The sequence below is a fragment of the Microvirga sp. 3-52 genome, from assembly GCF_018383585.1.
In the GTDB taxonomy this organism is placed as follows: domain Bacteria; phylum Pseudomonadota; class Alphaproteobacteria; order Rhizobiales; family Beijerinckiaceae; genus Microvirga.
On sequence record NZ_JAHAMK010000001.1, the window covers coordinates 209,826 to 233,505 of the forward strand.

General features: G+C 63.9%; 21 protein-coding genes and 1 pseudogene. 13 read left to right on the plus strand and 9 right to left on the minus strand.

Features of this window, described 5'->3' with window-relative positions; all coding sequences use genetic code 11:
* The first annotated feature begins 124 nt into the window (after positions 1–124).
* Together KHP60_RS01025 and recN are read left to right on the plus strand one after the other, a co-directional pair.
* Positions 125–1,021, plus strand: coding sequence for an outer membrane protein assembly factor BamD (locus KHP60_RS01025; RefSeq protein WP_213561672.1), 897 nt, complete (start codon positions 125–127; stop codon positions 1,019–1,021).
* 12 nt (positions 1,022–1,033) lie between these two features.
* Complete coding sequence (gene recN / locus KHP60_RS01030) at positions 1,034–2,710, plus strand: DNA repair protein RecN (protein WP_213561673.1); 1,677 nt, start codon at positions 1,034–1,036, stop codon at positions 2,708–2,710.
* Between the two features lie 194 nt (positions 2,711–2,904).
* Here the strand turns inward: recN and KHP60_RS01035 are convergent.
* The 4 genes and pseudogenes from KHP60_RS01035 to KHP60_RS01050 all read right to left on the minus strand — a co-directional run bounded on the left by KHP60_RS01035 (position 2,905) and on the right by KHP60_RS01050 (position 5,553).
* Positions 2,905–3,611: pseudogene (locus KHP60_RS01035) on the minus strand (DUF899 family protein).
* A 67-nt stretch (positions 3,612–3,678) separates the two neighbouring features.
* Positions 3,679–4,332 carry a glutathione S-transferase family protein gene (locus tag KHP60_RS01040; protein WP_213561674.1) on the minus strand — a complete coding sequence of 218 codons (654 nt, stop codon included), beginning with the start codon at positions 4,330–4,332 and terminating at the stop codon, positions 3,679–3,681.
* A 16-nt stretch (positions 4,333–4,348) separates the two neighbouring features.
* Positions 4,349–5,125: a VOC family protein gene (locus KHP60_RS01045; RefSeq protein ID WP_213561675.1), complete on the minus strand. Its 777-nt coding sequence runs from the start codon at positions 5,123–5,125 to the stop codon at positions 4,349–4,351.
* Between the two features lie 74 nt (positions 5,126–5,199).
* Complete coding sequence (locus KHP60_RS01050) at positions 5,200–5,553, minus strand: DUF1428 domain-containing protein (RefSeq protein ID WP_213561676.1); 354 nt, start codon at positions 5,551–5,553, stop codon at positions 5,200–5,202.
* A 101-nt stretch (positions 5,554–5,654) separates the two neighbouring features.
* On the opposite strand from KHP60_RS01050, the gene KHP60_RS01055 reads away from it, so the two are divergent.
* The 6 genes from KHP60_RS01055 (at position 5,655) to KHP60_RS01080 (ending at position 11,626) form a co-directional block, all read left to right on the plus strand.
* A complete protein-coding gene (locus KHP60_RS01055; RefSeq protein WP_213561677.1) occupies positions 5,655–6,131 on the plus strand; it encodes a MarR family winged helix-turn-helix transcriptional regulator in 477 nt (158 codons plus the stop codon).
* Between the two features lie 973 nt (positions 6,132–7,104).
* A complete protein-coding gene (locus KHP60_RS01060) occupies positions 7,105–7,356 on the plus strand; it encodes a hypothetical protein (RefSeq protein WP_213561678.1) in 252 nt (83 codons plus the stop codon).
* Positions 7,357–7,478: 122 nt separating this feature from the next.
* Positions 7,479–9,638: an NAD-dependent DNA ligase LigA gene (ligA, locus tag KHP60_RS01065; protein ID WP_213561679.1), complete on the plus strand. Its 2,160-nt coding sequence runs from the start codon at positions 7,479–7,481 to the stop codon at positions 9,636–9,638.
* A 47-nt stretch (positions 9,639–9,685) separates the two neighbouring features.
* Positions 9,686–10,552, plus strand: a complete 867-nt coding sequence (locus tag KHP60_RS01070) for an AraC family transcriptional regulator (RefSeq protein WP_213561680.1) — start codon at positions 9,686–9,688, stop codon at positions 10,550–10,552.
* 67 nt (positions 10,553–10,619) lie between these two features.
* On the plus strand, positions 10,620–11,330 hold the full coding sequence (locus tag KHP60_RS01075) for an AzlC family ABC transporter permease (RefSeq protein WP_213561681.1): 711 nt from the start codon (positions 10,620–10,622) through the stop codon (positions 11,328–11,330).
* Positions 11,327–11,626, plus strand: coding sequence for an AzlD family protein (locus tag KHP60_RS01080; RefSeq protein ID WP_213561682.1), 300 nt, complete (start codon positions 11,327–11,329; stop codon positions 11,624–11,626). The genes KHP60_RS01075 and KHP60_RS01080 overlap by 4 nt, the downstream gene beginning before the upstream one ends.
* A gap of 64 nt (positions 11,627–11,690) precedes the next feature.
* Here KHP60_RS01080 and KHP60_RS01085 read toward each other — a convergent pair whose 3' ends face one another.
* The gene (locus KHP60_RS01085; protein ID WP_213561683.1) at positions 11,691–13,511 is read right to left on the minus strand and encodes an aminopeptidase P family protein; all 1,821 of its coding nucleotides are present in this window, start codon (positions 13,509–13,511) and stop codon (positions 11,691–11,693) included.
* 324 nt (positions 13,512–13,835) lie between these two features.
* On the opposite strand from KHP60_RS01085, the gene KHP60_RS01090 reads away from it, so the two are divergent.
* Positions 13,836–14,060, plus strand: coding sequence for a hypothetical protein (locus KHP60_RS01090; RefSeq protein ID WP_213561684.1), 225 nt, complete (start codon positions 13,836–13,838; stop codon positions 14,058–14,060).
* Between the two features lie 139 nt (positions 14,061–14,199).
* Here the strand turns inward: KHP60_RS01090 and KHP60_RS01095 are convergent, their stop codons facing one another.
* The gene (locus KHP60_RS01095) at positions 14,200–15,120 is read right to left on the minus strand and encodes a 50S ribosomal protein L11 methyltransferase (RefSeq protein WP_213561685.1); all 921 of its coding nucleotides are present in this window, start codon (positions 15,118–15,120) and stop codon (positions 14,200–14,202) included.
* A 156-nt stretch (positions 15,121–15,276) separates the two neighbouring features.
* Between KHP60_RS01095 and KHP60_RS01100 the strand changes: the two genes are divergently transcribed.
* Entirely contained in the window at positions 15,277–16,152 is an 876-nt protein-coding gene (locus KHP60_RS01100) for an SDR family NAD(P)-dependent oxidoreductase (protein ID WP_213561686.1), read from the plus strand.
* A gap of 29 nt (positions 16,153–16,181) precedes the next feature.
* On the opposite strand, the gene KHP60_RS01105 is transcribed toward KHP60_RS01100, so the two are convergent.
* Positions 16,182–17,453 (minus strand): cyclopropane-fatty-acyl-phospholipid synthase family protein, encoded by a 1,272-nt coding sequence (locus KHP60_RS01105; protein WP_213561687.1) that lies wholly within the window; start codon positions 17,451–17,453, stop codon positions 16,182–16,184.
* Between the two features lie 18 nt (positions 17,454–17,471).
* Between KHP60_RS01105 and KHP60_RS01110 the strand changes: the two genes are divergently transcribed.
* Complete coding sequence (locus KHP60_RS01110; RefSeq protein WP_249688392.1) at positions 17,472–18,536, plus strand: manganese catalase family protein; 1,065 nt, start codon at positions 17,472–17,474, stop codon at positions 18,534–18,536.
* Between the two features lie 126 nt (positions 18,537–18,662).
* Here the strand turns inward: KHP60_RS01110 and KHP60_RS01115 are convergent, their stop codons facing one another.
* Positions 18,663–21,038 carry an ATP-dependent helicase gene (locus KHP60_RS01115; RefSeq protein WP_213561688.1) on the minus strand — a complete coding sequence of 792 codons (2,376 nt, stop codon included), beginning with the start codon at positions 21,036–21,038 and terminating at the stop codon, positions 18,663–18,665.
* Between the two features lie 148 nt (positions 21,039–21,186).
* Between KHP60_RS01115 and KHP60_RS01120 the strand changes: the two genes are divergently transcribed.
* Complete coding sequence (locus KHP60_RS01120) at positions 21,187–21,468, plus strand: hypothetical protein (protein ID WP_213561689.1); 282 nt, start codon at positions 21,187–21,189, stop codon at positions 21,466–21,468.
* Here KHP60_RS01120 and KHP60_RS01125 read toward each other — a convergent pair.
* A complete protein-coding gene (locus KHP60_RS01125) occupies positions 21,465–22,007 on the minus strand; it encodes a thioesterase family protein (RefSeq protein ID WP_213561690.1) in 543 nt (180 codons plus the stop codon). The genes KHP60_RS01120 and KHP60_RS01125 overlap by 4 nt on opposite strands.
* A gap of 183 nt (positions 22,008–22,190) precedes the next feature.
* On the opposite strand from KHP60_RS01125, the gene KHP60_RS01130 reads away from it, so the two are divergent.
* Positions 22,191–23,621, plus strand: a complete 1,431-nt coding sequence (locus KHP60_RS01130) for an FAD-binding oxidoreductase (RefSeq protein ID WP_213561691.1) — start codon at positions 22,191–22,193, stop codon at positions 23,619–23,621.
* Positions 23,622–23,680: the final 59 nt, after the last annotated feature.

Here is a 23,680-nt window from a genome sequence, read left to right on the forward strand (position 1 = left end):
AGGCTTTCTTAATTCCTATTGGGTAAACCCTAACGTATGGGCTTGGCTCTGCCCCTATGCTTGGGCTAAAGAACCCTGGTGCATCGTTAAAACATCGAGCACGGTTTTTGGAGGACCGCGAGGCATGTCGTTCGCGAAGGCTTATGCAGGTATGAAAGGCGCGTCCGCCCGCGCACTGATCCTTGGCGTCTGTGCCTTGGGGCTCGCCGGCTGCGAATCCCTTTCGTCGCTCAATCCATTCGACAAGAGCGAGACCTACAAGCCCGAGATCGTGGCGAACGCCCCGGCGGAGGAGATCTACAACGATGGTCTCGCCCGGGTTCAGAAGGGCGATTTCGACGGCGCGGTGAAGAAATTCAGCAGCCTCGACAAGCAGTATCCCTATTCCGAATGGTCCCGCAAAGGACTGATCATGGAGGCCTACGCCAATTACGAGGGCGGCTTCTATGAGGAATCGATCACGGCGTCCAAGCGCTACCTTCAGAGCTATCCGAACACGTCGGACGCGGCCTATGCCCAGTATCTGATGGCGTCGTCCTATTACGACCAGATCCCCGACATCACGCGCGATCAGGAGAAGTCCGAGCGCGCCATCCTGTCGCTGCAGGAGCTGATCCAGCGCTATCCGAATTCCGAATACGTGGCGGACGCCAAGAAGAAGCTCCAGGTCGCCAGCGACCAGCTCGCCGGCAAGGAATTGGAGGTCGGCCGCTTCTATCTGCAGAAGCGCAACTATGCCGGCGCCATCAACCGCTTCCGCACCGTGGTTTCGCGCTACCAGACGACCCGCCACGTGGAAGAGGCCCTCGAGCGCCTCACCGAAGCCTACATGGCCATGGGCATCGTCAACGAGGCGCAGACCGCCGCCGCCGTTCTCGGCCACAACTTCCCTGACAGTCCTTGGTACAAGGACGCCCACGCTTTGCTGACCAAGGGCGGCGTGCAGCCGCGCGAGGATTCCGAGTCCTGGATCAGCAAGGCCTTCCGCGGCGTTCCCCAGGTCAGTCAGCGTACGGGTTAAGCCTCACCTTCCATGCTGATCCAGCTGGCGATTCGCGACATCGTCCTCATCGACAGGCTTGAGCTTCACTTTCATGAGGGGCTGAGTGTCCTCACGGGTGAGACCGGCGCTGGCAAATCCATCCTGCTCGACGCCTTCGCCCTGGCCCTCGGCGGCCGCGGCGACGGAAGCCTCGTGCGCCACGGCGAGAACCAGGGGCAGGTGACGGCTGTCTTCGACTGCCCCCTCGACCACCCGGCCCGCCGCATCGCGGCGGATGCCGATATCGACATCGACGGCGACCTGATTCTGCGCCGCGTCCAGGTGGCCGACGGGCGCACCCGGGCCTTCGTCAACGACCAGCCCGTCAGCGTGCAGGTCCTCAGGGCCATCGGCGGGACCCTGGTCGAGATCCACGGCCAGCACGATGACCGTGCCCTCGTCGACCCCGTGTCCCATCGCGCCATCCTCGACGCCTTCGGCGGCCTCTCCGCCGAGGTGCAGGCGGTTGCCGAAGCCGCACGGAAAGTGCGCGATGCCCGTACGTCCCTGCAGGACCACCGCAACCGCATCCAGAAGGCCCGCAAGGAGGCCGATTTCCTGCGTCATGCGGTCGAGGAGCTGACCACCCTGAATCCCCAGGCCGGGGAGGAGGAGACTCTGGCCGAGCGCCGGGTCATCATGATGCAGTCGGAGAAGGTGGCCCAGGATCTCAATGAGGCCTATGAGGTCGTCGCCGGCAACACGTCTCCGGTCAACGAGCTCTCGGCCGCCGTGCGCAAGCTCGAGCGCCGCAGCGCCCAGGCGCCGTCTCTCGTCGAGCCCAGCGTGAAGGCCCTCGATGCCGCACTCGTCGCCATCGACGAGGCTCGCGCGGCTCTCGAAGAGGCCATCCGCGCCACCGAATATGACCCGCGCGAGCTGGAGCAGACCGAGGAGCGCCTCTTCGCCCTGCGCGCCGCCGCTCGCAAATACGATGTCCCGGCCGACGAACTCGCCGCCCTGCGCCAGCGCTTCGAGGAGGACGTGGCGGCCATCGATGCGGGCGAGGAAAAACTCGTCGGGCTGGAGAGCGCCCTCAAGGAGGCCGACACCGCCTACGTGAAAGCCGCCAAAGCCCTCTCGTCCGGACGCAAGAAGGCCGCCCAGTCCCTCGATGCCGCGGTCCAGGCCGAGCTGCCGCCCCTCAAGCTCGAGCGGGCGCGGTTCATCACCGAGATCACAACCGACGAGGACAGCCGTGATCCGAGCGGCTTCGAGCGCGTCGAGTTCTGGGCCCAGACCAATCCCGGGACCCGTCCCGGCCCTCTGATGAAGGTGGCCTCGGGCGGCGAGCTGTCCCGTTTCATGCTGGCGCTGAAGGTCGTGCTGGCGGACAAGGGCTCGGCCCCGACCCTGGTCTTCGACGAAATCGACACCGGCGTCGGCGGCGCGGTGGCCGACGCCATCGGCCAGCGGCTCGCGCGGCTGGCGCGGAAGGTCCAGGTGATGGCCGTGACCCATGCGCCGCAGGTCGCCGCCAAGGCCGGCAGCCACTTCCTCATCGCCAAGGAAGGCGTGCGCGGCAAGGAAGACCGGGTCGCCACCCGCGTGATCCCGCTCGAAGCGACGCCGCGCCGGGAGGAAATCGCCCGCATGCTCGCCGGCGCGACGATCACCGAGGAAGCCCGCGCGGCGGCGGCGCGGCTGCTAGAAGCGGCCGCGCATTGACGGGAGCCGTTACGGCGGCCCGATTGATCCACCCGTGCACGTCATCACCGGCCTCGTGCCGGTGATCCCGATAATGAGAAGCGCGGCGCCTCACCGGATCGGGATAGCCGGGTCAAGCCCGGCCATGACGTCGGAGAGTGTCGTTCCCGTCCGCTGCACGGCCTTCCGGGAATGTCATCAATGGCCAGCCCTCATCATGTTCTGTAGCTCAACTTCGGATACCAGTCCGTCCCGCGCCCTTCGGGCGTGGTGTCGAGCACGTTCCACAGAGGGGCGAAATCCGGGGCGCCGCGGGGATCCTGGCCGGGATCGGCGGAATCGCTGGTCATCTCGCCGCTCCAGAAGTGACGGATGGTCCCGTCGCGCCGGGTGAACACGTTGAAGCTCGGGATTTCCGACCCGTCCGGCAGGACGCCGTGATAATCGCGGGAGTAGTTGCCGTTGAGGTCGGTATAGAGCTTCAGGTTCGTCCAGCCGCGTTCCTTCTTCCAGGCGATCAGCCGCTCGATCGGCGAGCGCGCGACGACGGCAAACGCCATGCACTGCTGGATATCGGCGCCGTTGCCCTCGATTGCTCCGAGCAGGTTGGTGCACATAGGGCAGGGGCGCTCGCGCTGCGGGCCGAACATGTAGCTGTAGACGGCGAGTGACTGCCTGTCGCCGAAGAGATCGGCGACGCTCGCCGGGCCATCCTCGCCTTCGAAGCGATAATCGCCGATCACTTCGCCGCCGGGCGGCAGGGCACGGCGCTGCGCCGCCACGCGCTCCAGGTGGCGACGCAGTTCGATCTCCTCGGCCAGCAGGGCAGTGCGCGCGGCGCGGTATTCGGCGCGCTCTCGTTCGGGAAGCGCACCGGCGAGCGCCGCGCGAGCTCTGCGGCGGGAACAAGTTCGTCAGCCATGAGAAGGCTCCTCGGGAGGGTCGCTGTCGTGTTCTCAGATCAGGTTTTCGACGGCATGCTCGGGCGATCAGGCCGCCGGTGCGTTCTCCCGGAAGGGCTGCAACTGAGCCTCCAGGGCGCGCCCGAAGGCCGCCCGGCCGGTGCAGCGGCGGACATAGGCATCGAGATTGGCATAGCGCTCCAGCAGCCCCGTTTCGACAAGCTCGCGCAGGACCATGGTCATCATCAGGTCGCCGGCGGTGAAACGGTCCTCGAGAAATTCGCGTTCGCCGAGCCACGCTCTGAGAGCGGCGAGGCGTTTGCACAGCATGGCCTCGGCCTGCGGGCGGCGCTCCTTCGTCCACGCCTCGCCGGCATGGAAGACGTCGAGCTGAACCAGGTTCTGCACATGGGGCTCGACCGAGTTCAAGGCCGCGATCACCCAGGTCGTGACCCGAGCCCGGCCCGCTTCGTCCGCAGGGGCGAGCGCCTCGGATCGCATCGCGAGGTGCAGCACGATCGCGCCGGATTCGAAGATCTCGACCGCGTCGTCCCTGTAGGCGGGAACCTGGCCGAAAGGCTGCCATTCGCGATAGGCGGTGGTCGCCTGGATCCCGGGATCGATCAACGTCGCCTCGTAAGGAAGACCTGCCTCCTCGAGAGCCCAGCGCACACGAAGATCGCGGACATAGCCTTGAGCGAAGGGCGGCACCCATTTGAAGGCGGAAACATGGATGTTCATGGCAGGGCTCCTGAGATCATGATTTGCGCGGGCCGACGAGGCCGAACATGGCTCCCTGCGGGTCGCTGGCCACGATGATGAACACGCCGCCGGGAACCTCGGCGGGGCCGTAATGGATCGCGCCGCCGTTGCCGGACGTGGCCTTCGCCGCGACATCGATATCCTCGACGCCGAAGTAGAAGGTCCAGGCCGGCGGCGGACCCTCGGGCGTGCGCCGCATCATGGCCCCGATGGTCCGGCCGCCATGGTCGATGAACTGGTAATCGCCCATCTCGCCCATCGGCATGGCATCGCCCTTCTTCCAACCGAAGCGGGATTGGTAGAAGGCAAGCGCCGCTGCCGGATCGGTGGTGGAGAGCTCGTTCCAGTTGCAATGGCCGAACTGGCTCTGGTCGAAGGCCGTGCTCGTCCCGTCCATGGCGCCGCGCATCACGTAGAACATGACCCCTTGTGGGTCGGTGAGCATCGCGAAGCGGCCGACGCCGGGGATGTCGGTGGGTGGCATGTGCTGGGCGCCGCCGTCCCGAACGATCTCGGACGCCGTCGCATCGACGTCCTCGACGGCGACATAGCCGAGCCAGGTCGGGCGCATGCCCGCCTGCTCGGCACCGGCCGGGAGGGGCATGAGCCCGCCGATATCCGTGCCGCGGATCGCGAAGATCCGGTAGCCGCGATCGGAGCACTCCGCGGGTCTCTCTTGCCATCCGACAACCGCGCCGTAGAAGCGTGCGGCCGCGTCGGCATCGTTCGTGAGGAGTTCGTACCAGATGAAATCGCCGTGCTGATTGGCCATGTCGCACCTCTCTGCGCAGTTGGTGGAGCGTCGGATCAAGCCTGGAAGGGACAACCCCTTCCAGGCTCAAGGCGCTAGACGTCGAGGATCGGCATGAAGCCGCCGAAGATCATGCGCTTGCCGTCGAAGGGCATCTGCTCGCCCATGGCCTGCATGCGAGGATCGGTCATGATCTTCTGATTGGCGGCGTCCCGGACCTCCTTCGAGGGATACTCGATCCAGCTGAACACCACGACCTCGCCGTCCTTGGCCTGCACGGAGCGGCGGAAATCCGTGAGCTTGCCGTCCGGCACGTCGTCGCCCCAGCATTCCACCATGCGGGTGGCGCCGAATTCCTTGAACAGGGGGGCGGCCTCGGCCGCGTGCTTACGATACTCGTCCTTCTTATCCGCCGGCACGGCGAGCACGAAGCCATCGACATACTTCATCGCGTATCTCCCTTGGGTTTCTTGGAATCAGAGCTTGGATATGCGGCGCTTCAGACACCTGTTTTTCTTGACAAATACGTTGATATCAACATAATTGGGCCATGTCAAACTCCGGCGCCGTTCCCTTCGAGACAACGCACCTGATCCGCGACGCCTGCCTCTGCCTGCATGTTCAGCGCGCCGCCCGGGCGCTGTCGCGCCTGTTCGACGAGGCCCTGCGGCCCGTCGGGCTGACCTCCGGGCAGTTTTCGCTGCTGAACGCACTCAACCGTCCCGAGCCACCATCCATAGCGCCCGTGGCGCAACTTCTGGCCATGGACCGGACCACTTTGACCGCCGCCCTGAAGCCGCTCGAGCGCGACGGCCTCGTGGCTATCGCCAAGGACCCGGACGATCGCCGCAACCGCCTGCTGCGTCTGACCGATAAGGGGAGGGAGATCCTAGCGGCCGCCATCCCGATCTGGCGCAGCCTCCATGGCGCCATCGAGGCCGGCATGGCGGAATTCGAGCCTGATCATCTGCGCGGCGCGTTGAAGGACCTTTCCAACTCGGCGCCGGTGCGGACAGTCGCAGGCTGATGCTCCGGCGCTCTCCCGGGCAGGAGGGCGGCCTCCACCCCGTGTCAACCCGGCGAGTTGAAGGCAGAGGAGGGGATGCACAAGGCCGCGCCTGACCGTGAATTTCGTTCTCCTCCGCTGCTTGTCCCGCATCCGGGAGTGACACTGTCCTTGGTCGCACCCTCTGCCGTCACGGCCGGGCTTGACCCGGCCATCCCGATGCTGTGGAGCGCTGTGCCTTTCCGATCGGGATCACCGGCACAAGGCCGGTGATGACGTGGAGGAGGTGATGACGCGGCGGGTGTGATGAGGCGAGATGTTATGTTCTCACTTTGTTCTTAACACAGTGTATCACCTGAGCTAGACCGGTGCTCATCCCGGTCCGACGGGGGGCGCGCTCGCGAGGCGTCACAAGCGAGGGGCGGGGAGCGGTCCTGCCGCAGGCCTCGCACGCCTGTGATCGCGGGAGGCCGACCCTGGGCTGACAGCGCAGGAGGTCCGCCTGAAAAGTACCGCGTGCGAAGCGCCGTCCGGCTCTTCCCATTCTCCATAGATCATCGAGCCGGGTGGCCCGTCGCACCTCCCTCGATCAACCTGACGGCTCGGAGCCCCACGGCTCCGGGCCTACAGGTGCTGGCTCTTGCACAGAGGACAGGTGCTGGCGCTTGGACAGGTGACGATCATCCCCGCAGACGTCATCACACCCTCACACGTCATGGCCGGGCCTGAACCCGGCTATCCCAGTCGGACGAGCGCCGCGCTTCAGGCATCGGGATCACCAGGACAAAGCCGGTGATGACCGGCGGAGCGTCCGAGGGCTAAATGAAATCGCAAGCGGAACGAGGCACCAGCCAATTGGGATCGCCGGCACAAGCCCGGTGATGACGGCGGAGTAATGGCAGGTCCGGATCGGGCTGCTCGCACAGATTTACGTTGCCTACCGGGCTATGGAGCTGTCAGCGGCGGACCTGCGCATCGACGCTACCCGTACTTGATGAGGGTCTCGCGCGGTGGCATCGCGGCGCTTTATGCCAGTCTCAAGCGCTTCCAGGCCAAGCATGGCCCGAAGGGCGTAAGGATTGCCGCCTATCATCCCTTTTATCCTGCATGTGACTTCGAGCTGGTCGGCGAGTTCGACGTTGCCGACGCCCCGATCCGGGAGTTCCACGGCAGCTTGGACAACGGGAACCCGGCCGCACCGTTCACGCCATTCCAGGCAGACGGACAAGCCATCTTCTGCACATGATGGCGGATCTTCGCCTGCGCGGACCCTGATCACGGTGGACGGTCGGTGCGAATGGCCGTCCGACCCCTGGAGAGTCTCCCGCAGAGCGCTATGGTTCAAGCACCCTCAAACACGATTCGACCATGCCCCCACGCAGCACCGCTTCTCAGAATCCTGTCGACCACCTGACGCCCGATGAGGCGCGGATCGAGCATGAGGCGCTCGGCGCCGAGATCAAGGAACACGACAGGCGCTATTATGAGGAGGACGCCCCGAGCGTCTCGGACGCTGAGTATGATGCCCTGCGCAAGCGCTACGAAGCCCTCGAAGATCAGTTCCCCGAGCTGAAGACGCCCGAGAGCCTGACGCAGAAGGTCGGCTCCAAGGTGTCGGAGAAGTTCGGCAAGATCCGCCATCGGGTGCCGATGCTCTCGCTCGCCAACGGCTTCGCCGACGAGGAGGTGGAGGAATTCGTCGAGCGCATCCGCCGCTTCCTGCAATGGAAGGCCGATGCGCCGCTGGCCTTCACGGCCGAGCCGAAGATCGACGGTCTCTCCTTGAGCCTGCGCTACGAGAACGGCAGGCTCGTGTCCGCCGCCACCCGCGGCGACGGAGCGGTCGGCGAGGACGTGACGAACAACGCTCGCACGGTGGGGGACATTCCGCACCGGCTCAAGGGCTCGAACGTCCCCGACATCCTCGAGGTGCGCGGCGAGGTCTATCTCTCGCACGAGGATTTCGCCGCGATCAACGCGCGGCAGGAGGCGGCCGGAAAGGCGCTTTTCGCCAACCCGCGCAACGCGGCGGCGGGTAGCCTGCGCCAGCTCGATGCGTCGATCACCGCATCTCGCCCCTTGCGCTTCTTCGCCTATGCCTGGGGCGAGGTGAGCACCATGCCGGCGACGACGCAACACGGCATGATGGAATGCTTCCGCAGCTTCGGCCTCAAGGTCAATCCGCTCACCCGCCTCTGCACGAGCATCGCGGAGATGCTGGAGCACTACCATGCCATCGAGACCGACCGCGCCAATCTCGGCTACGACATCGACGGCGTCGTCTACAAGGTCGACGACCTGGGATTGCAGCAGCGACTCGGCTTCGTCTCCCGCTCGCCGCGCTGGGCTCTGGCACACAAGTTTCCTGCCCAGAAAGCCGTAACGGTGCTCGAGGATATCGAGATCAATGTGGGTCGCACCGGCTCGCTCAACCCCATCGCGCGGTTGAAACCCGTCACCGTCGGCGGCGTCGTCGTGTCCAACGCGACCCTGCACAACGAGGATTACATCAAGGGCATCGGCGGCAACGGCGAGAAGATCCGCAACGGCGTCGACATCCGCATCGGCGACACGGTGATCATCAACCGGGCCGGCGACGTGATCCCGAAGGTCCTCGACGTGGTGCTGGAGAAGCGCCCGGTTGATGCGAAGCCCTACGAATTTCCGACCACATGCCCGGCCTGCGGCAGCCATGCGGTGCGCGAGGTCAACCCGCGCACCGGCAAGGAAGACGCCGTGCGCCGCTGCACCGGCGGGCTCATCTGCCCGGCGCAGGCCCGCGAACGCCTGAAGCATTTCGTGTCGCGCAATGCCTTCGATATCGAGGGCATGGGCGAGCAGCGCATCGACGAGTTCTACGAAGAGGGGCTCGTCCAGCGGCCGCAGGACATCTTCACCCTGCAGGCGCGCAATGCGAAGAGCCTCAAGCGTCTGGAGAACCGGGAAGGCTGGGGCGAGACCAGCGCGAAGAACCTGTTCGCCGCCATCGAAGCCCGTCGCTCGATCGCGCTCAACCGCTTCATCTTCGCCCTCGGCATTCCTCATATCGGCGAAACCTCCGCGCGGCTGCTGGCACGCCATTTCGGCACCTTCGAGCACTTGCGTGAAACGGCGAAGGCCGCGGCCGATCCTTCATCGGAAGCACATGCGGAACTCACCGCCATCGGCGGCATCGGGCCGGTGGTGGCGGAAGCCGTCGTCGAGTTCTTCAAGGAGGGTCATAACGAGGAGATGCTCGATGCACTTCTTGCCCAAGTGTCAGTCGAGGCCATGGAGGCGCCGGCTTTGGCGAATTCGCCCGTGGCGGGTAAGACCGTGGTGTTCACCGGCTCCCTGGAGCAGATGACCCGCGAGGAGGCCAAGGCCATGGCCGAGCGGCTCGGCGCCAAAGTGGCGGGCTCCGTGTCCAAGAAGACGGACATCGTGGTGGCTGGCCCTGGCGCGGGATCGAAGCTCGCAAAGGCTGCGGAACTGGGCCTTCAGGTCATGGACGAGGACGGCTGGTTCGCCCTCGTCGGGCGCGGGTGAGATTTCTGTCCAAGACTTGGACATTCTCATGTGGCATGGTGTCGGCGATGACGGTGATCACCCCCGAGGTCTCGCTCGATCCCGATCAGGTCGGGGTGGGCGACGTGACGCATTTCTGGCGAGTGCCGCGCTTTCGCGACCTCGACTGCCTGCGCGCGACCTTCCGCCGTCACGCTTATGCCCGCCACAGCCACGACACCTATGCCATCGCGGCGGTTCTGGCCGGCTGCGAGACCTTCTTCCATCGCGGCGAGCAGCACTACGTGCCGGCAGGGTCCGTGGCGGTCGTCTGCCCGGACGAGATCCATGACGGGGAGCCTTATGGCGGAGGGTTCGAGTACCGCACCTTCTACCCTTCGGCCGAGCTGATGCAGGAGATCGCCGAGGACGTGGCCGGGCGGCCGCTCTCCCGTGCCCCCTGGTTCCCGCGTTCCGTCATCAACGATCCCGAGCTTTTCCTGGCTCAGGTCAGGCTTCATGCCTGTCTCTGCCAGGATGAAAGCTGGACCTCCGAAATGGAGCAGGACACCCGCCTGATCGATTTTCTGAGCCGCCTGATCGCCCGCTGGGCCGATCTCGATGCCCTGCCGACCCTGCGCTACGGCTCGAAGGGCATCCTGCGGGTGCGGGATTATCTGGACGCTCACATGAGCGAGGAGACGGACCTTGCCGATCTCGCCAATATGGCGGGGCTCTCCCGCAGCCACTTCATCCGCGCCTTCGCCAAGGAGACCGGCCTGACGCCGCATGCCTACCTCCTCGACCGTCGCTTTCGCGCGGCCACGAAATTGTTGAGCCAGGGCCAGGCTCCGGGCGACGTCGCGGCCGCGTGCGGTTTCTTCGATCAGAGCCACCTCAACCGCGTCTTCAAAGCCCGCATGGGCGTGACGCCGGGGGCCTACCGGGCCGCCTGAGACCGCACTTTCATCCAAGACGGCTCCGTGTCCAGCGCGCATAAGGTGCGGTGAAAAGAGCATCGTCATGGATCAATCGAGTCCCTTCGCCACCAACTATCGCCGTGAGATCAAAGCCGGCTTGCGCGACATTGCACCCATCGTGGTGGCGGCTGTTCCGATCAGCCTGCTCTTCGGCGCGGTAGCGGCCGCCAAGGGGCTGACGCCGCTGGAAGTCACGGTGATGTCGGCTCTCGTCTTCGCAGGCGGGGCGCAGTTCGCCGCCATCGAAACCTGGATTCATCCCGCGCCCATCCTGACGCTCGCTTTCGCGACGCTGCTGATCAATGCGCGCCACGTGCTGATGGGGGCGTCCCTGTCGCCCAAGGTGCAGATGTCGCGGGTCCAGAAATTCCTCAGCTTTTTCTTCCTCACCGACGAGGCCTGGGCCTTGTCCGAGCGCCGCGCGCTGGACAGGCCCGTCACCGGCGCCTACTGGGCCGTCATGGGCGTCGTGCTGTGGGCGAACTGGACCGCCTTTTCGTGCGTCGGGGCGATCCTCGGCTCGTTCCTCGGCGACCCGGAACGGATCGGCGCGGATTTCGCCTTCACGGCCCTGTTCATCGGCCTCGTCGCCGGTTTCGGCCGCAGCCGGGTAACGCTGGTCACGGTCGCGGTCAGCGCCGGCGTCGCGGCTCTCGTGCATCACTTCATCGGCGCACCCTGGCATGTGGCTTCGGGTGCGCTCGCCGGCATTGCCGCCGCTTATCTCGCAGCTCCCGAGGAGGCGCGCTCATGAGCCTCGACACGACGACTCTGCTGGCCATTGTGGCCATGGCACTCGTGACCTACGTCACCCGCATCGCGGGTCTTTTCGTCGCCGATCGCCTCGTGCTCACGGGCCGAGCCAAGGCTGCCTTCGACGCCATCCCGCCAGCCGTACTGGTCGCCGTGATCGCGCCGACGGCGCTCACGACCGGATGGGCGGAAGCCTCCGCCGCCACCATCACGGCAGTGGCTGCGTTCAGGCTCCCGCTGCTCGGCACGGTGGCTGTCGGCGTGATTGCCGTCGTGGTGTTGCGCAATCTGATTTGATGCGACAGTCTCACTGTCATTCCAGGGTGAGCGGAGCGAGAGCCTAGAATGACAGTGGCGAGTCTCAGCCAATCGCCTGCGTCGCGTTCTCCAGCCACGCCCGCGTCTCGGGATCGAGCTTCGGCCCGATCTTCTCGCGTACAACAGCATGATAGGCATTGAGCCATGCGATCTCGTCGGCCGTCATGATCGTGGGCTCGACCAGGCGCAGGTCGATGGGCGTGAAGGTCAGCGTCTCGAAGCCCATCATCTCACGATCCGCGCCGGGAATCGTGCGCGGCTCCACGAGGATCAGGTTCTCGATGCGGATGCCGTAGGCGCCCGGCTTGTAGTAGCCCGGCTCGTTGGAGAGCATCATGCCCACCTCCAGCGGCGTATGCCCGGTTTTGGCGATGCGCTGCGGGCCTTCGTGCACCGAGAGATAACTGCCGATGCCGTGGCCCGTGCCGTGATCGAAGTCGAAGCCCGCGTCCCAAAGCGGTTTGCGGGCAAAGGAATCGATCTGCGCGCCCGTCGTACCCTTCGGAAACACGGCCTGCGCGATGGCAATATGGCCCTTGAGCACACGGGTGAAGCGGTCCTTCATCTCGGCCGTCGGCTCTCCCACGATGATCGTGCGGGTGATATCCGTCGTGCCGTCCTCGTATTGCGCGCCGGAATCGATCAGGAAGATCTGATTCGGCTCAAGGGTGCGGTTGCTCGAACGCGTGACGCGGTAATGGGGCAGAGCGGCATTGGGACCTGCGCCCGAAATGCTCGGGAAGGAGACGTTCTTCAAAGCGCCCGTCTCGAGGCGGAAGGCCTCCAGCGCGTCAACCGCGTCGATCTCCGTGAGCTTGCCCGAAGTCGCCTCGCGGTCGAGCCAAGCCAGGAAGCGCGCGACCGCCACGCCGTCTCGCAGATGTGCGGCATGGGAGCCTGCAATCTCGGCCTCGTTCTTGACCGCCTTCATGAGAGCGATCGGATCGGCCCCGACGTCGACCGCGCCGCCGGCCGCCTCGATGCGCCGGATCAGAGCGACGGCCCCGGTGGCGGAATCGATTCGGATCTTGCCGCCTGTCTGGCCCAAGATGTCGAGCGCGCTCTGGAAGGTGCCGATCGGCGCGAAATCTGCGAGGTCGCCCACCGCCGCGCCGGCCTCGTTCGTCACCTTCGCCGGGTCGAAGAAGAGGCTGGCACGGCCTTCCTTGGGAAGAATGGCGTAGCCGAGAGGCAGGGGCGTGTGCCCCACATCGCCGCCGCGAAGGTTGAAGGCCCAGGCAAGATTGTGTGGATCGGAGATGACCAGCGCATCGAGCTTCGCCTCGGCCATCTTCTTGCGGATGCGTTCCAGCTTGGCGGGCGCGGCCTCGCCCGCCTGGTCGAGCGGGTGTGGTCTTACGGGAGCCTGCGGCGGGGCCGGGCGGTCGATCCAGATCACGTCGACCAGATTGATGTCGACCGGGGCAAGCTTCCCTCCGACGCGATTTACGGCGTGCTCGAGCTTCTTCAAGCCGTCGCTCGTGTGAAGCCACGGGTCATAGGCGAGCACGCCACCCGCCGGGAGACGCTCGGCAATCCAGTCCTCCGGCGTGGAGGCAGTGAGTTGGACCGGGGTAATGACCGACGTATCCACCTGCTCGGCGGCCTGGACGGTGTAGCGTCCATCGACCACGAGAGCTGCCTCGTTCTGGAGAATCACGGCCGTGCCTGCAGAGCCCGTGAAACCTGTGAGCCAAGCCAGGCGCTCAGCGCTCTTCGGGACGTACTCTCCCTGATGCTCGTCGGCGCGTGGGACGATGAAACCGTCGAAGCCGCGTCTGGCCATCTCCGTGCGTAGTTTGGCGATGTGCTGCAGGCCTTGAGCAGGGGAGGTCGTATCGTTGAAGAACTGGAACTGAGCCATGGAAATCAGCACCGAAGGTCGGAAATGAAGAGGGCGACACGCTAGAGCATCGGACCCAAAAGAGAAAACCACTTTTCGGGTTGTTCCAATGGAAACGCAGGCAGCCGAGTTCCCCACGGATGGTGCTGTATTCTGCGGCGACAGGCCCGCAAAATATGCACAGAGTGCCTGCCAGCTAATCATTTATGAAGGTGTCCTGCAATGGACGCATGACAATCATGTGATCTTGTGACTTCAACTAAAGTCGGACCGAGCTTATCTTCCTGATAACGAAAACAGGGGAGCGCTGAAGGGTCTCAGCACCAATCTGTTGGAGATGAGCCCATGATCACAGCCGTTTTATCGTCCGCCCTCGTCGGTCGCGTACAAGCCCCTTTGAAGCTTTCGCAGATGGCTACACGCTTCGTGAGCGCGCTCGTGGAGAGCCGCGCCAGGAGCGCCGCACGGGAGTTGCGCCGCCACGAGGCTTTCGTGAGCGACCTGAGCCGTAGGCAGGACCATTCATCGCTATTCCTGGGCCAATCCGAGCTTTTGCCCGTCAAGATTTAACAGTTCTCTTTCAAAACGAGACAACACCATAATCATCATCACGGCCATGAAGGCCATCCGCGACGTCTGGGCTGAAAGCCTCAAGCTGCGCAGCGAGCTCGCCAAGCGCTATCCGGGTGTTCTGTCCGAGTAATGAGAATTAGTGGCGGGGTAGCGGACGAGCGTTGCCCCGCCTCAGCACCAGCGCCGCCCAGCCGTCGAGATCGTAGCGGCGCTGCAGATACCAGCCCTGATGGGCATAGGCCGACAGGACTCCGGGAACGTCTCGAGCCAGCAGGCCCGACAGAATGATCGTCCCGTCCCGGCTCGCCACATGCGCCAGCGAGGGTGCCAGCATCCGCAGGGGCTTTGCCAGGATATTGGCAAAGACCAGATCGAAATGGCCCGCACGGTCAGCCTCCGCATGGCGGATGCCGGGGCCTACGTAGAGCTTCATAAAGGCCCCGATCCCGTTCAGCCGCGCATTCTCGCGCGCCACGCGCACCGCTTCCGGATCGATGTCTCCAGCCACCACGGGCCGTTTCAAAATCTTCGCTGCGGCAAAACCCAGAATGCCCGTGCCGGTGCCGACATCGAGCACATGGCGGGGCGTGCGCATCTTCAGCTCATCCACAAAAGCGAGCAGGCAGCCTTTGGTCGTGCCGTGATGCCCCGTGCCGAAGGCCAAGCCCGCCTCGATCTCTATGGCGATGTCGCTGGGGCGGCGCTCGTGACGATCATGCGAGCCATGGACGAATATGCGGCCCGCACGGACAGGCTTGAGACCCTCCAGCGAAGCCTTCACCCAATCCTTCTGTTCGAGCGGAAGGAAAACGCCCTTGTCCGCCTCTGCCCCGACGAGGGGACGCAACAAGTCACGAATTGCTGCCTCGTCGGGCTGATGCGCGAAATAGGCCTCCAGCATCCACGGCCCGCCATCCTTCGTCTCGAAGGAGGCAACGGCCGTCTCGGCCGGATCGAAGATCTCGCCGATCATGTCGGTCATGACGCGTGCGGAGCGCTCGTCCGTGGTGATGCGGAAGACGTGGGTGGGGCGATTGGGGTGCAGACCTTCGAGCATGACCTCGCCTTACCACCCCTCGGGCCGGAGGTCACCTGTCCGTGAGATCCGGCTTTCCCTGGAACCGTCAGGGTGGCGTCCCGTTGTGCCCTCACCTGATGTCGGCCGTGGTCTGCGGATCGACGGCTGCGATTTTTCTCTCCCAGGAGATCCCCAATGCCCGGACGTCTTTTCGATAAGGTGACCATCGTGACGGGTGCCGGTACCGGTATCGGTGAAGCGATCGCGCTCAAGTTTGCCCAGGAGGGCGCGCGTCTTCTCCTTGTCGGTCTGCCGGACGATCCGGTGGAGGATGTCGCTCGCACGATCAACGGAGCCGGTGGCTTCGCGGAGATCTACCTCGGCGACATCGCCGACGAGCACCATGCTCAGGCAGCCGTCGAAGCCTGCGTGAGTGCTTATGGCCGCATCGACATTCTCATCAACAATGCAGGAGTCTTCCTGGCCGTTGCCGAGACGCAGGATTATCCCACCGACAAATTCGACGAGACGTTTCGCTCGAATGTGCGCTCGGTCTTCCTGATGACCAAGTTCGCCTTACCCCATCTGCAGGAGACGCACGGCAACATCATCGCCACGGGATCGGAGGCCGGCATGCTCGGCCACCCAAAAAATACCCCCTATGGCGGCACGAAGGCCTTCATTCATTCCTTCATACGTGGTGTGGCAGCGGAACAAGTTCCCTATGGCGTGCGTGCCAATTGCGTGTGCCCCGGCCCCATCGATACCGCGTGGACGCACAAATCTACGGGGCCAATGGATGCTGAGCTCGCAACCATGATCACGCAGGCGACCCCCATGGGCCGGCGGGGCACGCCGGAGGAGGTCGCGAACGTGTTCTGCTTCCTGGCCTCCGATGAGGCGAGCTTCGTCACGGGCGCGCTTTACACGGTGGACGGCGGCATCACGATTTCGAAAGGACCGGTCGGCGCCAAGGCCTCATCGCATTTCAAGAAGCAACCGAAAGGCAAGCTGCCAACGCGCCACTCGCATGATGGCTTGAAGAACAAGGATTACGAGACCCTGACCTGAGCCGGAATTCGAGGAACTGACGCTCGCTCTCAGGCGGGCGTCAGTTCTCTGGCTCCTTCGAGAACTTTGAGGCGCTCGGCTTCCTTGGCCTTGTACACGCGCTGGGTATCCGTGATGTAATCGCGCACGACGGGCGCTGCATCGCGCTTGCGCGCCAGCTGCATGTGGAACACGAGCTGGCTGCCAGTCGTGAACATGGTCTCGGCGCTGATGAGATAGAACTCGAACATCCGGCAGAAGCGCTCGTCGTACATGGCAGCGATCTTCTCCCGGTTGGCTTCGAAGCGCCGATGCCAATGGTTGAGCGTCATGGCGTAATGAAGGCGCAGGAACTCAAGGTCGGTCACCCACAATTGGTTCTGCTCGACAACCGGGAAAACCTCCGACAGGGCAGGGGAGTAGGCGCCGGGAAAGATGTATTTGCGCAGCCATGGGCTCGCGGTGCCGGGCGGGCTCATCTTGCCGATGGAGTGCAGCACCATGAGGCCGTCATCGTCGAGAAGCGCATTGATCTTGGCGAAGAACTCACCGTAATGCTGCACGCCCACATGCTCGAACATGCCGACCGAGACGATGCGATCGAACTTCTTCTCCACCTTACGATAATCAAGCAGCTCGAAGCGAACACGATCGGACAGGCCGGCTCGCCGCGCCTTCTCGTTCGAGAGTTCGTACTGCTCTTTCGAGAGTGTGACACCCGTGACGTCCACGTCCTCCATTGCGGCGAGGTAGAGCGCGAGGTCGCCCCAGCCGCTCCCGATGTCGAGGATCTTCAGGCCGGGCTTGAGCTGAAGCTTCGAGGCGATGAGTCGCAGCTTGTTCTGTTGTGCCTCTTCCAGCGTGTCGTCGTCGTTCATGAAGTAGGCACAGGAATACTGCATCCCCTTGTCGAGGAAGAGCTTGTAGAAGTCGTTTCCGAGATCGTAGTGATGCGCCACATTCTGCTGCGCCTTGCCGACGGGGTTTGCCTGCTGGAATCGCTTTACGGTCCGCGAGATGCGCTTCAGCACGTTCTGGAGCGGATAATTGGCCAGGGTCGAGCGGTTCATCGAGAAGAGGTTGAGGAAGTCTCTCAAGTTGGAGCCATCCTCGAAGCTCATGCGCCCATCCATATAGGCTTCGCCCGCATGCAGTTCCGGATTGAGAAAGAGCTTATGATAGAGGGAGCGATCCGTGAGCCGCATGGTGACGCTCGGCCCGGGCTTTTCCCCGCCGAATACATGCACGGCGCCCTCCGCGTCGATCACCCTCAGGGTGCCTGCGCGAATAAACGACTTCAGCATATGGGACAGCGGGAACATCGGAGCCTCTTCGATTGCTTGGTTGCACGGGATGGTTCCACAGTTGCAGGCAGGTTGCTAGAGGGAAAACCAGCAGATCAGAACCAGTCTAAAGTGCAGGAAGGACAGCCTATTTGGGGAACAACCATTAGTCGCTCCGGTTGGAAGGCTGACCCTCGTGGGGCCGGGGGCATCATCCAATTCATCGAACAGGAGCAGCCGATGTTCTTCCGTCAGAAGCAAATGGCGTATCACGCCAAGCCGGATAAACCCGATCCCATCTTCGCAAAAATGCTTCAGGAGCCCCTCGGCGGCCAATGGGGCGAGATCAGCGTGATGATGACCTATCTGTTCCAGGGCTGGAACTGCCGCGGTCCGCAGAAATACAAGGACATGATCATGGACATAGGCACCGAGGAAATCGGCCATGTCGAGATGCTCGCCACCATGATCGCGCGCCTGCTCGAAACCTCACCGATCGAGCAGCAGGAGGATATGGCCAAGAACTCGGTGGTCGGAGCCGTGATGGGCGGGGCTCGCGTCGAGGACGCTATCGTTGCCGGCATGAACCCGCAGCATTACATAGTCACAGGCCTTGGCTCCCATCCGAGCGACAGCGTGGGCAATCATTGGACCTCGAAATATACCGTTGCGAGCGGCAATCTTCTGGCCGATTTCCGCTTCAACGTGACGGCGGAGAGCCAGGGCCGCCTGCAGGTCGCCCGTCTTTACAATATGACGAACGACACCGGTGTGCGCGACATGCTCTCATACATGCTTGCCCGTGACACCATGCACCAGAACCAGTGGCTCGCTGCGATCAAGGAACTGGAGGAGGACGGCCTTGAGATGACTCCGGTGCCGTCGAACTTCCCGCAGGAGCTGGAAAAGACCGAAGTTGCTTATCAGTTCCTCAACCACTCCGAGGGCATGGAAAGCCAGCAGGGACAATGGGCACGAGGGCCTTCGCCGGACGGCAAAGGCACGTTCACCTATGTGGATCGTCCGCCGGCCTACACAGAAGACGAGGGGCACCTCAACCCGGTCGATCCACGTACCTACGGTACGCCGCCCGCGCCAGTGCCTCCGGCGGCTGCGGAGTGACAGCGGCAAGGGCCGACTGCGACATTCCTTCATGGCCGGGCTTGTCCCGGCCATCTCACTTCACGAGATCATGCATCTCGGATCGAGATCACCGGCACAAGGCGGCGATGACGAAGGAATGGTCCTCTAGCCCAACGCCTCGACGAAGCTGTCGAGCACCATCTTCCGCCCAGCCTTGTCGAACTCGACAGTGAGCTTGTTGCCGTCGACGGCTTCGATGGTGCCGGGGCCGAACTTGGTGTGCAGGACGCGTCCGCCCACCGCAAAGCCCGAGCCGCCGGTGGATTTGGCGACCAGTTCTCCTTCGATCAGCGTCGGCCCGCGCCTTTCGCCGGACCTGCGGGCGGAATAGCCGCCATCGTCGGCCGAGGCGCGGTGGGCCTGGGCGCGCTGCCAGCCTGGCGTCTGATAGGACGAGCCGCTGAAGGGCTGCATGCGATCGAAGCGCGAGCCGCCGCCGTATCCCCCATAGGAGAAGTTCGCGGGGGCCTCCACGATCTCCACGTTCGTCTCCGGCAGATCGTCGACGAAGCGGCTTGGCACGGTCGAGTTCCACAGGCCGTGGATCCGCCGGTTGGAGGCGAAGTAGATCTTGGCGCGACGCCGGGCACGGGTGAGGCCCACATGGGCGAGGCGGCGTTCCTCTTCCAGTCCTGCGCGGCCGCTCTCGTCGAGGGCACGCTGGTTCGGGAAAAGGCCTTCTTCCCAGCCGGGCAGGAACACCGTGTCGAATTCCAGGCCTTTGGCCGCGTGAAGCGTCATCAGGCTCACGCGCTCGGTGGTGTCACTCTCGTTGGCTTCCATGACCAGGGAGACGTGCTCGAGGAAGCTCTGCAGGTCCGGGAACTCCTCCATGGAGCGCACGAGTTCCTTGAGGTTTTCCAGGCGCCCCGCCGCATCTGCCGATTTGTCCTTCTGCCACATGTCGGTATAGCCGGATTCCTCCAGCACCGTCTGTGCGACCTCGGACTGCGTCATCGTCTCGGACAGCTTCGACCATCGGCCAAAGGAGATCAGAAGATCGCGCAGTGTGGCGCGGGGTTTTGGCTTCAGTTCGTCGGTCTCGACGATGAAGCGAGCAGCCTCCATCAGCGGCACGCGGGCAGCGCGGGCATGGTTGTGCAGCACCTGGATCGTCGCATCGCCCAAGCCACGCTTCGGTGTATTCACGATCCGCTCGAAGGCGAGATCGTCAGCAGGCTGGTTGACGACGCGAAGATACGCCAGCGCGTCGCGGATTTCCGCGCGTTCGTAGAAGCGCGGGCCGCCGATGACGCGATAGGGGACGCCGAGTGTCACGAGCCGGTCTTCGATCTCGCGCATCTGGGCGGAGATGCGCACCAGGATCGCGATCTCGGAGAGCGGGTGCTTCTTGGCATGAAGCGCCTCGATCTCCTCGCCGATGAGGCGTGCCTCGTCCTCGGAATCCCAGGCGCCGGTGATCGTCACCTTTTCCCCCGGCTCGTCCTCCGTGCGCAGGGTCTTGCCGAGGCGGCCCTGGTTCTTGGCGATGAGTCCGGAGGCCGCGGAGAGAATGTGCCCGGTGGAACGATAATTGCGCTCCAGACGGATGACAGTGGCGCCGGGAAAGTCGTGCTCGAAGCGCAGGATGTTGTCGACCTCGGCACCACGCCAGCCATAGATCGACTGGTCATCGTCGCCGACGCAGCACAGGTTCTTGCGCGCCTGGGCGAGCAGCCTCAGCCAGAGATACTGGGCGACGTTGGTGTCCTGATATTCATCCACCAGCATGTAGCGGAAACGGTTCTGATACTGTTCCAGGATATCGGGATGCTCGCGCCAGAGGCGCAGACATTCGAGCAGCAGGTCGCCGAAATCGACGGCGTTGAGAACCTTCAGACGTTCCTGATAGGCACGGTAGAGCCGTCCGCCCTTGCCATTGGCAAAGGCGCCGGCTTCACCGGCGGGAACCTGATCGGGTCCCAGGCCCCGGTTCTTCCAGCCGTCGATATGAGCGGCGAGCTGGCGGGCAGGCCAACGCTTCTCGTCGATGCCCTCAGCTTCGATCACCTGCTTCATCAGGCGAAGCTGATCGTCGGTGCCGAGGATCGTGAAGTCGGAACGCAGGCCGACCAGTTCCGCATGGCGGCGCAGGATCTTGGTGCCGATGGAGTGGAAGGTGCCGAGCCACTGCATTCCCTCGGCCACGGGACCGATCACGGACGTGATGCGCTCGCGCATCTCCCGCGCCGCCTTGTTGGTGAAGGTCACGGAGAGGATCTGGGACGGGTAGGCCTTGCCGGTGGCGATCAGGTGCGCAATCCGGGTGGTGAGCACGCGGGTCTTGCCGGTGCCGGCCCCCGCCAGCACGAGAACCGGGCCCTCGGTGGCCTCGACAGCAGCGCGCTGCTCCGGGTTCAAGCCGTTCAGGTAAGGCGATTGCGGCGTAACCGCCGCACGGGCGCGGGCGCTCAAGGAGCCGGATGCCGGCTCATGGGCAAGGCTATCCTGCGGTTCGGGTCGGTTGTCGGACTGATTCATCGCCGGGACCATGGATCAAAAGGCGAACGGCGTCGAGCCCGAATCCCTGTCGATCCTGCCGCAGGGTCGAACTTCCGGGCTTCAATCTCATTGTCGAAAAAGACTTGCCTTGCCATATGAGTAAGGCAGGCCCGAAGAGGAATGTCCCATGCGTTTCATGGTGGCCCTTGCCATCGTCTCAACCCTTGTCTTGCCCCTGGCCGTACCGGCCGAGGCTCAGACGCGCCTGCCGCGCACGAGCCCTGCGGAGCGGAATACGGATGCGATCAATCGGCGGATCCAGCAAGATCAGCGAATTCTGGGCGTCGAGCAGGACATTCGAAGCGAAAGCAACCGGATCCGGCAGAATATCGAGCGGGACCGCCTTTTCGCTCCTCGGTATCTCCCACCGGTGCCGCGCACGGGTTGCGGGCGGGGAAGAGTTTGCTAGTGCCGGGTCCCCAAGGCCGATAGGGCGTCCTGAATCTCGGCCTTGTGCGGGATGCCGATCACCCGGCCCAGGGATTGTGGCCTCGTCAGCCGGGCATGGGTGATCTTCATGACGGCGAGGTTGGCCGCGATATCGTCCGGGAAGGGACAGACCTTCCGGGTTTCCATCTCCACGTGGAGGGAGAGCCCCTCCATCGTTGCCGCTACCCAGCCCTCAGTGGCATGGCGGATTTCGAGATAGTAGTGGATGCGTTTCTCCTCGAAATCGATGAGCTGGAGCGTGACACGCACCCGGTCATGCATCTTCAGTTCGCGCTTGTAGACCGTGTGAACCTCGGCCGCGAAGAAGGATGCCTTGCGCTTTTCCAGATACTCGTGCCCGAGGCCTACGAGACTGAAACCCTCCTCCACGGCCCGGTCGAAGAGGACATGGTAATAGGCCATGTTCATATGGCCGTTGTAGTCGATCCAAGCGGGTTCGACCCGCATCGTGGAGGACACGAAGGGCGCAAAGAAAAAGACGGGCACCCGCTTCTCCATGATCAATCTCGTGCCTCGATGCCGCTCAGACGGTTGCCCCTCTCCTGTAGGGGTAGGAATGTTAGCACGTTGTCGCAGGCTTTGCATGAGGGATGCGGCATCTTTCTCATCCGGAGTGTTGCCTTTGCAACGGTTCTGATAGCTATGGGTGAAATGAGCATCACAACCGGATCTGAAGCCTCCATGAATGCCCCCCAAGTGGCTGCCCCTCACGCAACTGTCCGCCAGAAAGCGACGGACGCCTCCATTGCCGCTCTGTTGTCCGACCTGTCTCGGCGTTTCGGTGACAGGGTCGCCACCTCGACCGCCGTGCGCGAGCAGCATGGGCATACGCTGACTTGGGTGAAGAACCAGCCGCCGGACATCGTGGTCTATCCTCGGACCACGGAGGAGGTGGCGGAGATCGTGAGACTCTGCGCCACCCACGGGGTTCCGATCATCCCGTACGGCACTGGCACGTCTCTGGAAGGACATGTCAATGCGCCCTATGGCGGAGTTTCCATCGACCTGAGTCTGATGAAGCGCATTATCGCGGTCCATGACGAGGATCTCGACTGCGTGGTCGAGGCGGGCGTGACCCGCAAGGAACTGAACGAGTACCTGCGGGACAAGGGCCTGTTCTTCCCCATCGATCCGGGTGCTGACGCCTCGATCGGCGGCATGGTGGCGACGCGCGCCTCCGGCACCAATGCGGTCCGCTACGGAACCATGAAGGACGTGGTGCTGGCGCTTGCCGCCGTGCTGCCCAATGGCGAGATCGTGAAGACGGCGAGCCGCGCCAAGAAAAGTGCTGCTGGCTATGACCTGACCCGCCTCCTCGTCGGCTCGGAGGGAACGCTGGGCATCGTCACCGAGATCACCCTGAAGCTCCACGGCATTCCGGAGGCGATCTCGGCCGGCATCTGCCCGTTCCCGACGGTGAAGGCCGCCTGCGACGCGGTGATCATGACGATCCAGACCGGCATCCCGGTGGCGCGCATCGAACTGCTCGATGAGGTCCAGGTGAGGGCGGTCAACCTCCATTCCAAGCTGTCCCTGCCGGAGAGCCCGCTGCTGCTCCTGGAATTCCATGGGTCCGAGGCCGGAGTGCAGGAGCAGGCGGAGCGCTTCGGCGAGATCGCGGCCGAGTTCGGTGGCGGACCGTTCGAATGGGCCACGAAGCCCGAGGAGCGCTCGCGCCTCTGGCAGGCCCGTCACGATGCCTATTGGGCGGCCAAGGGGCTGCGCCCCGGTGCACAATCGGTGGCGACCGATGTGTGCGTGCCGATCTCCCGCCTGGCGGAATGTGTCGACGCCACCAAGCAGGACATTCTGGACAGCGGTCTCGTGGCCCCCATCGTCGGCCACGTGGGCGACGGCAATTTCCACGTGCAGCCTCTCGTGAACACGGACGATCCGGCGGAAATCGAGGCCTGTGAAGCCTTCGTGGATCGGCTCGTGCGGCGGGCGGTCGCCATGGAGGGAACCTGCACGGGCGAACACGGCGTAGGCCAGAAGAAGATGAAGTACCTGGAACTGGAGCATGGGCCGGCAGCCCTTGGCCTCATGCGCGTCTTGAAACAGGCGATCGATCCCCACAACATCATGAACCCGGGCAAGATCATTGCGCTTTGACAGTGGAACACACGGAACAAAGCTCCCGGTCCTTGTCGGCATGGGATAAGGACGTGTCC